The sequence below is a fragment of the Variovorax sp. H27-G14 genome, assembly GCF_046156345.1.
Taxonomy (GTDB): domain Bacteria; phylum Pseudomonadota; class Gammaproteobacteria; order Burkholderiales; family Burkholderiaceae_C; genus Variovorax.
In genome coordinates, this window is sequence record NZ_JAYLVN010000021.1 from 111,839 (window position 1) to 121,528 (window position 9,690).

At 66.9% G+C, this 9,690-nt stretch carries 10 protein-coding genes; 4 read left to right on the forward strand and 6 right to left on the reverse strand.

What is annotated here, in order from left to right; translation table 11 throughout:
• Window positions 1-58: 58 nt before the first annotated feature.
• From VLK31_RS31160 to VLK31_RS31170, 3 genes are read right to left on the reverse strand one after another with little or no spacing between them, the layout of a single operon-like run.
• The gene (locus VLK31_RS31160) at window positions 59-382 is read right to left on the reverse strand and encodes a 2Fe-2S iron-sulfur cluster-binding protein (RefSeq protein WP_409172355.1); all 324 of its coding nucleotides are present in this window, start codon (window positions 380-382) and stop codon (window positions 59-61) included.
• Window positions 383-403: 21 nt separating this feature from the next.
• The gene (locus VLK31_RS31165) at window positions 404-1,858 is read right to left on the reverse strand and encodes a glutamine synthetase family protein (RefSeq protein WP_409172356.1); all 1,455 of its coding nucleotides are present in this window, start codon (window positions 1,856-1,858) and stop codon (window positions 404-406) included.
• 7 nt (window positions 1,859-1,865) lie between these two features.
• Complete coding sequence (locus VLK31_RS31170; protein WP_409172357.1) at window positions 1,866-3,197, reverse strand: Rieske 2Fe-2S domain-containing protein; 1,332 nt, start codon at window positions 3,195-3,197, stop codon at window positions 1,866-1,868.
• A gap of 298 nt (window positions 3,198-3,495) precedes the next feature.
• Between VLK31_RS31170 and VLK31_RS31175 the strand changes: the two genes are divergently transcribed.
• A complete protein-coding gene (locus VLK31_RS31175; protein WP_409172358.1) occupies window positions 3,496-4,230 on the forward strand; it encodes a GntR family transcriptional regulator in 735 nt (244 codons plus the stop codon).
• A gap of 96 nt (window positions 4,231-4,326) precedes the next feature.
• Complete coding sequence (locus tag VLK31_RS31180) at window positions 4,327-4,944, forward strand: TetR/AcrR family transcriptional regulator (RefSeq protein ID WP_409172359.1); 618 nt, start codon at window positions 4,327-4,329, stop codon at window positions 4,942-4,944.
• A gap of 33 nt (window positions 4,945-4,977) precedes the next feature.
• Here VLK31_RS31180 and VLK31_RS31185 read toward each other — a convergent pair whose 3' ends face one another.
• The gene (locus tag VLK31_RS31185; protein ID WP_409172360.1) at window positions 4,978-6,495 is read right to left on the reverse strand and encodes an amidase; all 1,518 of its coding nucleotides are present in this window, start codon (window positions 6,493-6,495) and stop codon (window positions 4,978-4,980) included.
• A 119-nt stretch (window positions 6,496-6,614) separates the two neighbouring features.
• Window positions 6,615-7,421 carry a metallophosphoesterase gene (locus tag VLK31_RS31190; protein ID WP_409172361.1) on the reverse strand — a complete coding sequence of 269 codons (807 nt, stop codon included), beginning with the start codon at window positions 7,419-7,421 and terminating at the stop codon, window positions 6,615-6,617.
• A 126-nt stretch (window positions 7,422-7,547) separates the two neighbouring features.
• Between VLK31_RS31190 and VLK31_RS31195 the strand changes: the two genes are divergently transcribed.
• A complete protein-coding gene (locus VLK31_RS31195) occupies window positions 7,548-7,721 on the forward strand; it encodes a hypothetical protein (protein WP_409172362.1) in 174 nt (57 codons plus the stop codon).
• Between the two features lie 10 nt (window positions 7,722-7,731).
• Here VLK31_RS31195 and VLK31_RS31200 read toward each other — a convergent pair whose 3' ends face one another.
• A complete protein-coding gene (locus VLK31_RS31200) occupies window positions 7,732-8,712 on the reverse strand; it encodes a LysR family transcriptional regulator (protein ID WP_409172363.1) in 981 nt (326 codons plus the stop codon).
• A 123-nt stretch (window positions 8,713-8,835) separates the two neighbouring features.
• Here VLK31_RS31200 and VLK31_RS31205 point away from each other — a divergent pair, with 123 nt between their 5' ends.
• On the forward strand, window positions 8,836-9,378 hold the full coding sequence (locus tag VLK31_RS31205) for a hypothetical protein (RefSeq protein WP_409172364.1): 543 nt from the start codon (window positions 8,836-8,838) through the stop codon (window positions 9,376-9,378).
• The last annotated feature ends 312 nt before the right edge of the window (window positions 9,379-9,690 follow it).

Sequence of the window (9,690 nt, forward strand, 5' to 3'; positions counted from 1 at the left end):
GGGCGCCGCTGTCGTGTAACCGGATGTGCAACGCGAGCGATGATGCCCGAGCCGCGCTTCAAACCTGGGTATCGGGCACCCGCACCGTGAGGCCATGCAGGGCCGCGGTCACGGTGAGCTGGCAGCTCAGCCTGGAGCCGGCCTGGCGTTCCGACGCGACGGCGTCGAGCAGCGCGCTCTCCATGTCGTCGGGCGGTGGCAGCAGGGCTATGAAGGCGTCGTCCACGTAGACGTGGCAGGTGGCGCAGGAGCAGCAGCCGCCGCACTCGGCGTCGATGCCGCGCACGTTGCCGCGAATGGCGGTCTCCATCACGCTGGCGCCGACCTTGGCGTCGACCTCGCGCGTGGTGCCGTCCTTGAGGAGGTAGTGGATCGTGGGCATTGTTTGTTCGTGGTCGCTCGTTCAGAACATGTCGAAATATTCGCGGTGTTCCCACTCGCTGACTTCGAGGTTGAAGCGGGCGATTTCCGCTTCCTTGATGTGGCAGAGGTAGTCGACGAAGGTCTTGCCCATCTGCGTGTTGAGCATCTCGTCCTGGCGCAGGCAGGCCAGGGCTTCGCCCAGCGAGCGCGGCAGTTGCTCGGCCGGTGTTTCGTACGGTGCGTCGGCGGACGGGCCGGGGTCGGTCTTGTGCTTGATGCCGTCGAGCCCGGAGAACAGCTGCGACGCCAGATACAGGTACGGGTTGGCCGTCGGCTCGCCCACGCGGTTCTCGATGCGCGAGGCGTTCTGCCCCACGCCGCCCAGCACGCGCAGCATCGCGCCGCGGTTGTCCTTGGCCCAGATCGCGCGGTCGGGTGCCAGCGAGAAGGGGCGGTAGCGCCGGTAGCCGTTGATGGTCGGGCTCGCGAGCGCGGCCGCACCACAGGCATGCGCCTTCAGGCCGCCCAGGTAGTGCATGCCGATCTCGCTCAGGTGCCGGCCTTCGGCCTCGGGCATGAACACGTTCACGCCGTCGCTCTTGTTGCGCAGCGACTGGTGAAGGTGCCAGCCGCTGGACATCACGTTGGGAATCTTGGGCCGGCACATGAAGGTGGCGTGCAGGCCGGCGCGCTGGCAGATCTGCTTGATGGCGCTGCGCAGCAGCACCATGGTGTCGGCGGGCGTCACGCCGGCGGTGGGGCCGAAGGTCAGCTCGAACTGGCTCGGGCCGAACTCGATTTCCAGCGAGCGCAGCGGCAGGCCGAGCGCGATGAGGTTGGAGCGCAGCAGCTCCATGAGCGTGTCGACGCGGTCGTAGCGCAGCTCGGTCAAATACTGGTGGCCGTGCGACAGCAACGACACGCGCGGCGGCTCGCCGGGCTGGCCCGAATCGGCCAGGCCCATGCGCGCGTCCTCCAGCTTGAACACGTGGAACTCCACCTCGAGCCCGGCGATGAAGTCCAGCCCCAGTTCGTCGAGCTGGCGCACCGCGCGCTGCAGAATCTGCCGCGTGGCGAAGGGGCAGGGCTTGCCGTCGGCCATGTAGGCGTCGCACATCACCCAGCCGGTGCGCGGCGACCACGGCAGCACCTTGAAGGTGGCGGGGTCGGCCACGATGGTGAAGTCGGCGCCGCCCTGCAGGCCCTCGATGGCAAAGCCGCCGTTGGCGCTGAACACCGGGAACACGGTCTTGTGCGAGGTGTCCTTGGCCAGCAGGGTGGAGGTGAGGTTCACGCCCTCCCACAGGGCCGAGCGTGCCTCGGTGGCCACCAGCGTCTTGCCGCGAAGAATGCCGTGCTGGTCGGGCCAGGCGAAGCGAACCAGGTCGACCTCGCCGCTGTCGATGCGGCGCACCAGTTCCCTGGCCTGCGCGTGCTGGTCGTCGGACCACAGACCGAAGCGGTCGACGAATGTGTTTGTTTTGCTGCTGCTCATGGCGTGTTCAGGCAGCGAGCCGTGCAGCGGCCCAGTCGGACTTCAGCCGGCGCGCGCGGTCGGCCTCCTGCCAGTAGGTCTCGGTGGCGGCTTCGTCGCTGACCTTGCCGATGCCGTCGATGGAAGGCGGCCCGGTCATGGCGCTGGCCTGTGCGGCGTCGATGAGCATCGGCGCGGTCTGGCCGGCCAGCGTGGCCTCGATGGCCTTCACCAGCACGCGGCGGTAGGCAACGATGCCCTTGTCGGTGCTGCCCAGGTGCTCGCGCGTGCGGTCCTGGATGGCGCCCTGCGACTCCACCGCCCATTGGTCGTGCACGTTGATGTCGTCGCCCATGCCGGTGTAGGTTTCGGTCAACTGCTCCTGGATGCTGAAGCCGTAGTTGTTGCGCTTGTTCTTGCGCGAGGTGTAGTCGGGCAGCTCGTACAGCTTCAGCCGCTGGTCGCGCATCTGCTGCTTGTCGACCGGGCCGGTGAAGCTGGTGAACACCGCGTACCAGTAGCAGTGCGTGTCGTCCACCGGCACGTGCCACTGCGAGATGGTCATCTCCGCGCTCATCGGAATCACGAAGGCCTGCGGAAACACCACGTTGGTCACGCGCACGTGCGTGGTGTCTTCGCTCAGCTTGCGCAGCGCCTTCAGGCGAAAGCCGTAAGGCGTGGGCTCCACGCTGATGTCGGGGCGGTCGTACTCGCGCAGCACCTTGGTGATGGGCATGTCGGAGTCGGCCGAGGCACCGCGAAACTGCTTGCCGTAGCTGTCGGACGTATCGGCGTCTTCGAAGAAGCGGTGCAGGTAGGAGGCGTGCGCGGGGTCGATGCCCACTTCGAGCGCCTGCAGCCAGTTGCACTCGAACAGGCCCTTGAAGGCGAAGGTGTGGCTGTCGGGCGCCACGAAGCAGTCGAAGTCGGGGAAGGCAGGGGGCTCGCCTTCGCCGATGTATGCGAACACCATGCCGGCCTTCTCGACCACCGGATAGGCCGACTGCTTGATGCGGCTGCACAGCTTGCTGGTGGCGGGCTCGGCGGGGGTTTCGAGGCAGTTGCCCTTGGCGTCGAACAGCCAGCCGTGGAAGGCGCAGCGGATGCCGCCGTTCTCCAGCCGGCCGAAGGCGAGGTCGGCGCCGCGGTGCGGGCAGTCGCGGTCGAGCATGCCGAGCTGGCCGCTCTCGTCACGGAACAAGACGAAGTCTTGCCCCATGAGCTTCACCGGTTTGACCGGGCGCGGGCCCGCGAGCTCGTCGACCAGGGCCACGGGCTGCCAGTAGCGGCGCAGCAGCTGGCCGGCGGGGGCGCCGGGTCCGACGCGGGTGATGAATTCGTTCTGCTCTGCGCTGATCATGGTGCGGGCTCCGTCGTGGGGGCTGTGCAAAAAGGGCGGTGCAAGGGGCTTGGCAAGTGCGGCTTGCATTCATTGCATCGATTGCATGCAACTGTATGCATTGTCTTGGTGATCCTCGATGACGGTCAAACCGCCAGCAGCCGTTTTGCGCTGTATTGGGGCATTCGAGGGCCAAAACCAGGGTAAATGTGGAGCCTACCGTTTGTTTTTGACAATTCTTAACGTGTGGTGCATGCAACAACCGAGCCAGGGTAAATATGCTGCGTGCAATGGCGGTGGGGTCTCCTAGAATCCGCCGATGGACTCCCAACAATCCCGCGTGCTCGTGCAACTGCGCGACATGATCCTCAAGGGCGAATTCGTGCCCGGAGAGCGGCTGGCCGAGATCCCGATCGCCGAGAAGCTCGAGGCCTCGCGCACGCCCGTGCGGCTGGCGCTGGCCAGCCTGGAGCACGAAGGCCTGATCGAGCAATCGCCCAGCGGCGGCTACCAGATGCGCCGTTTCACCTCGCAGGAGGTGGCCGACGCCATTCGCGTGCGCGGCGTGATCGAAGGCTTTGCGGCACGCCTGCTGGCCGAGGACGGTGCGTCGCGCCAGCTGCTGCGCGACCTGAAGGAGTGCCTGGACGACGGCGACCGGGCCGTGAACAAGCCCAGCATGGAAATCGACGATTACGCGGCTTACGTCGAAATGAACGACCGCTTCCACAAGCTGATTCTGGAAGGCTGCGGCAACCTGGCGCTCAAGCGCGTGATGGACATGCTGGGCGGCCAGCCCTTCGCCGCGCCCAGCGCCATGCTGCCGATGCAGTCGTCGATGGAAGAGGGTCAGCAATGGATGCGCCAGGCCCACCGCACGCACCATGCGATGGTGCAGGCCATCGAGCGCGGGCAGGGCTCGCGCGCGCAGGCGCTGGGCGAGGAACATGTTGAAATTGCCCGCATGAACCTCGACTACGCCTTGGAGCGGCCAGAGCTGGCGGCCGAACTGATGCCCGGCATCCGGCTGGTGTCGAAGGGCCGCGGTGCCTGAGATCGATGGCTGCAACTGATCAGTCTGTAAAAGACTGAGCGGTATTTCGGTGTTCGCCTCGTCTGCTTGGCGACGCTCGAGACTAGAATTTCCGGCATGAGTGCCACCGTCCCCGCCAAGACCTCCTTCAAGGAACAGATGCTGCAGGCCCGCGAAGAGGCCATCGTGCAGACCGCGAGCCGCCTGCTTGCCGAGAAGGGATTCGAGTCGATGACGGTCGATGAAGTGGCTGCCAGCGTCGGCATTGCCAAGGCCAGCCTCTACAAGCACTTTCCCAGCAAGGAAGACCTGGCTGCCGCGGCCATGGTGCGCGTCATGCAGCGCACGCTCGACTTCGTGGCCCTGGTGCCGGCCGAGGACTCGCCCGTTGCCAAGCTGCGCGCCGTGGTGCGCTGGTCGATGCAGGTGCAGCTGGCCGGCGAGATGCCCTCGCTGCCGCACCAGAACTCCACGCTGCGCGCCGCGCTCATGAGCAACCGCGGCTACCTCGACCGGCTGGTGACGTTGAGCGACAAGCTCGGCGGCTGGATCCTGGCGGCGCAGGCCGACGGCACGCTCAACCCGAAGCTGCCCGCGCTGGCCGTGCTCTACACCTTGTATGCACGCGCCTGCGATCCGGTGCTGGGCTTTCTGAAGGCCGGCGGGCTGCAGACCGACGAGCAGATCGTCGACCTGGTGCTGGCGACCTGCTTCGACGGCATCGCCTCGCGCTGACTCTGGCGGAGCCGCCGAAAACGACCGGGCGGCTCAACTGCTCAACGCGCGCCGCGGAGTCACCACCGCCTCCACCGCCGCGCCCACCGTCAGCAACCGGTGGTCGGTGTTGCCGATGCCGGCCACCATCAGCCCGACCGGCGCGGTGCCCGCGTCATGGCAGGGCACCGAGAGCGCGCAGCCGTCGAACAGGTTCACCACCGACGGATTGCGCAGCATGCGGGCGTTGATGCGGTAGTAGGTCTCGTCGTCCTTCAGCACCTCGGCGATCGGCGGCGCAATGTCGGGCGTGGTGGGCATCAGCATGGCGTCGTAGCTGGCTGCGGCCGTGTTGATCGCGCGGATGAACTGGCGCCGCAGCGTCTGCAGCTGCAGGTAGTCGGGCGCGCTGATGGCCTCGCCGGTCTTGATGCGGGCCAGCACGCGCGGGTCGTACCTGGCGGCGCCGGTCTTGATGAACTCGCGGTGCCAGGTGAAGGCCTCGGCGGCGGTGATCATGCCGCGCGGGTTGATGGCCGGGGCCTTCGCGAACTCGGCCATCGGCAGCTCGGTGACCGTGGCGCCCGCCGCCGAAAGCTTGGCCAGCGCCGACGCGAAGGCCGCGGCCACGGGCGGAGAGAGGTCGTCCAGGAAGAAGGTCCGGGGCACCGCGAAGCGCAGTCCGCGCAAGGGCAGCACGCGCAGCGGACGCGACAGCTCCGCGGCCAGCACGGCGTCGAGCAGGGCGCAGTCTTCGACCGTCCAGCCCATCGGCCCAACCGAATCGAAGGAGGTCGACAGCGGCAGCACGCCGTCCAGCGGAATGCGCCGCTGGGTCGGCTTGAAGCCCACCAGCCCGTTGAGCGCGGCGGGAATGCGCAGGGAGCCGCCCGTGTCCGTGCCGATGGCGCCGGCCGCCATGCCGTCGGCCACCGAGATGGCGCCGCCCGAGGTCGAGCCGCCCGGGATGCGGCCGGTGGCGCGGTCGTAGACGTTCTTCGGCGTGCCGTAGTGCGGGTTGATGCCCAGGCCGGTGTAGGCGAACTCGACCGTGTTGGTGCGCCCGATGAGGATGGCGCCGGCGCGCCGCAGCCGCTCCACCACCAGGGCGTCGCGTGCGGCCGGCGGCTGGCCGGCCAGCACGGTCGAGCCGCCGAGCGTGGTGACGCCGGCTTCGTCGAACAGGTCCTTGAGCGAAATCGGAATGCCCGAGATGGGCGACGCGGCGGGGTGGCCGCTCTTGCGTTCCGCATCGAGCCGCGCGGCGGCGGCGCGTGCCGACTCCGCATGCACGCGGATGAAGCTGCGCGCGCCTTCGCCGGCGGGGTTCTGGATGGCGGCCAGCGCTTCCTCGACCAACTGGCTGCTGCTGAGCGTGCCCGCGGCAAGGCGGCGCGACAGCTCGGCCATCGACAGCTGGCCCATGGCCTTGGTGCCGAGGGTGGTGGTGGCTGCGACGGTGTCCGGGCGCTGGGCGAAAGCCCGGCTGCAGGTGCCAGCCAGGCCGACCGCTGCGGCGGCGCCCACCGTCTGTTGCAGGAAGGTGCGACGTCGTTGTTGTTGCTGCGTCATGGCGCTTCTCCTCCACCGGTGAGATGGGTTCGGGCCAGTCTACACAGCGGGCACGGTGGCCACGTTGCGGGGCGTTACGGTGTTACCGGAGGGGCAGTCAGGGCCCCGGGGCTCCGCGGTCAGCGCACCTCGATCAGCAGCTGGGGCTTGAAGCCTTCCTGCTCGCCGTTGCGCACGTAGCCCAGCGGGTTGGCCACCACACGGCAGCCGTTCTTCACGTAGTCGGACGGGCAGTGCAGGTGGCCGTGCAGCCACAGCCTGGCATGGGGCAGCAACGCGTCGAGCCCGTTGCAGAAGCCGGCGGTGCCGGGCGTCAGGCCGTAGCGCGGATCGCCGCTGTCGAGGCTGGGCGCGAAATGGGTGATGGCCACCGTGGTGCCGTCGAACGGCTCGGCCAGCGCCTGCGCGAGCCAGTCCTGGCAGGCCAGCGCCTGCTCCCGCAGTTGCGCGGCGAGAAAGAGCTCGCCGTTGCGCATGGTGGCCGCTTTGGAAAGGTAGAAGTCGGCCGCGCGCATCGCCTTGCCGCGCTTCTTGAGCGCCTCGGCCAGGCTGTCGCTGGGCGTGGCCAGCGCGTCGAAGTCTGCCCACAGCGTGGTGCCGACGAAGCGGATGCCGTCGATCACGCGGGTTTCGCGCTCCAGCCAGACAATGTCGAGCTCTTGGCAGAGCGCGCGCAGCTTGTCGTGGGTTTCGTCGAAGTCGAGGTTGTCGTACTCGTGGTTGCCCGGCACGTAGATCACCGGGGTCGGCCAGCCGTTGCGGGGCGAAAAACGGCCCAGGCCGAAGTCGGTGTCTGTCAGGCGGGAGCCTTGCTGGTAGGAGCCGATGTCGCCCGCCAGAATCAGCATGTCGGCGCCCGGCACGGGCTCGGCATGGAAGCGGGGATGGGACTCCAGGTGCAGGTCGGAGAGCAGTTGAAGCTTCATCGTCGGGGCAGTCTAGGTGAATTGGCCCATGCATGAAGCGCATAAGGTCGAGCTTGTTTTACTAGGGATAACCCTTAATCTAAGCCCATCAACCACTCAGAGCACGGCCAGAAGCCGCGCAACACCATGTTCAGCCTCATCGCCCAAGTGGCACGTTTCTTCCGTTCCTCCACCGCCAGCGCCCCGGTCAGCCACGCTGCCACGCTGATGGAAAGCGCCGACATGCGCGCAGGCCGCGGTGCCCACGACGCGCAGGAACTGCGCGCCGCCGCCTCCGCCTGGCTCAGCGTCGTTCGCTGAACCGCACCGGTCAGTCGGGCACTTTCTGCCCGAGGACCGACCCGGCGAAAGCCGAGGCTGCCGAGCGCAACAGCGCCGTGCGCAGCCACTCGTGCGCATGCCCGTGCTGGGCGCGCCGGTGCCAGATGGCATCCACATGCACCGGCGGCTGGTCGAAGGGCAGGTCGCGCAGCACCAGCTGGTCGTCGATGCCGGTTACGGTCACAAAGTGACGCGGCAGCACGGTCAGCAGGTCTGAATTGGCAACCACCCGGCCCGCTGTAAAAAACTGGTTCACCGTCACCGCGATGCGCCGCTCGCGCCCCAGCGCGCCCAGCGTCTGGTCGATGAAGCCGTAGGGCCGCCCCGAAAAACTCACCAGCAGGTGGCGCGCCGCGCAGTAGCTGTCGAGCGTGAGAGGCGACTTCGCCAGCGGATGGCCACGCCGCATCACGCACACATATTGGCCCAGGTAGAGCCGCTGGGTCTCGAATGCCACCCCCACACCCGACTGCCCACGCGCCGCCAGGCTCGCAATCACCGCCGGAAAGTAGCCGACAGCCATGTCGACCTCTTCCAGTTCGAGCATGCGGCGCGGGTCGCGCGTGGTCAGCGGCAGCACGCGCAGCGAGATGGCGGGCGCTTCCTTCTCAGCGATCTGCACCAGGCCCGGAATGAGCTCGGCCGCGGTGGCGTCGGCCATGGCCAAGAGAAAGGTGGTGTCGGCGGTGCCGGCATCGAACTCGCCGGGCGCCAGCGTGTGCTGCAGCTGGCGGAGTGCGTCGCGCACGGTGGGCCACAGCGCCAGCGCGCGGGGCGTCGGCTCCACGCCCGCACCCGCACGGCGCACCAGTTCGTCACCCAGCACCTCGCGCAGTCGGCGCAGCGCATTGCTCACCGCCGGCTGGGTGATCGACAGATTGCGTGCGGCGCGCGTGAGATTGCGCTCCGCCATCACCTCGTCGAAGACGCGGAGCAGGTTCAGGTCGAGCGTGCGAAAGTTGACATCCATCAGCGCTGTGAATGATAAACATCAGAAAGATAAAGTGGAAACGTACTAGGGTAAGCCCTAATATCACTGCATCGGCCTTGTTCGCCACCACTGATTACCACTGTCCCCAAGGAGGGATGCATCATGACCAGCTTCGTCCACGTTGACCAACCTACCGTTCACCCCGGCGTGCATCGCGCCGAAGTTTTGTTCGGCCAGATCCAGGCCGCACGCGCCGGTGCCAAGGGCACCCGTCCGCTCATCGCTCTGCTGATCGTCGCCATTGCGGCGGCCGTGCTGGTGGTGACCGACTCGCTCGTGTCGAACTGGAACGAAGGCAGCGTGCTGGCTGTCTGGGCGGTGTTCTGCCTCGCAGCCATTGCCCTGTTCGCATTGTTTGCCGGTTCGGTCCGCCAAAGCAGCATCGCTGGTGCCTGGCGCGCCGCGTCGCAACGCCGCGCCTCGGCCCGCGCTGATGCTCGTTTCCTGGAAACCGCCAAGAACGACCCGCGCGTGATGCAGGAATTGCAAGCTGCCGTGTGGCGTCAGCAATCGCAAGGCACCGTGTCTGCTGCTGAGGCCGCCAAGATCGACTCGGTCGCCCGCATGAGCGTGCGTTCGCAGGATGCGCGCATGCCGACGCTGTACGAAGCAATGCGCCGCATGAACAGCTCGCGCTATTACTGAGTTGCCGAGCAGCGTTCCGCTGGATGCAAAAGCCGCCCCAGGGCGGCTTTTTTGTTGCCTATATATAGAGAGGCACAAACCAGCAGCTCTCGGCCATCTGCCGATGGACTAAAAAGTTTTGGTTTCGTTGACCATGCTGTCGAAAACTGTGCATAATCGAGGGCTCGACTGACACGCACTTCAAAGTGTGAATCGCGGTCAGGCTCTCCGGGGTTTGGCAGCGAGTTAGTGGATAAAAAAACTTCCTTCGAAGTTGACGCGGTTTGAAAAAGCAGTGCATAATAGAAGGCTTCGCTGAAACGGATTCAGCGG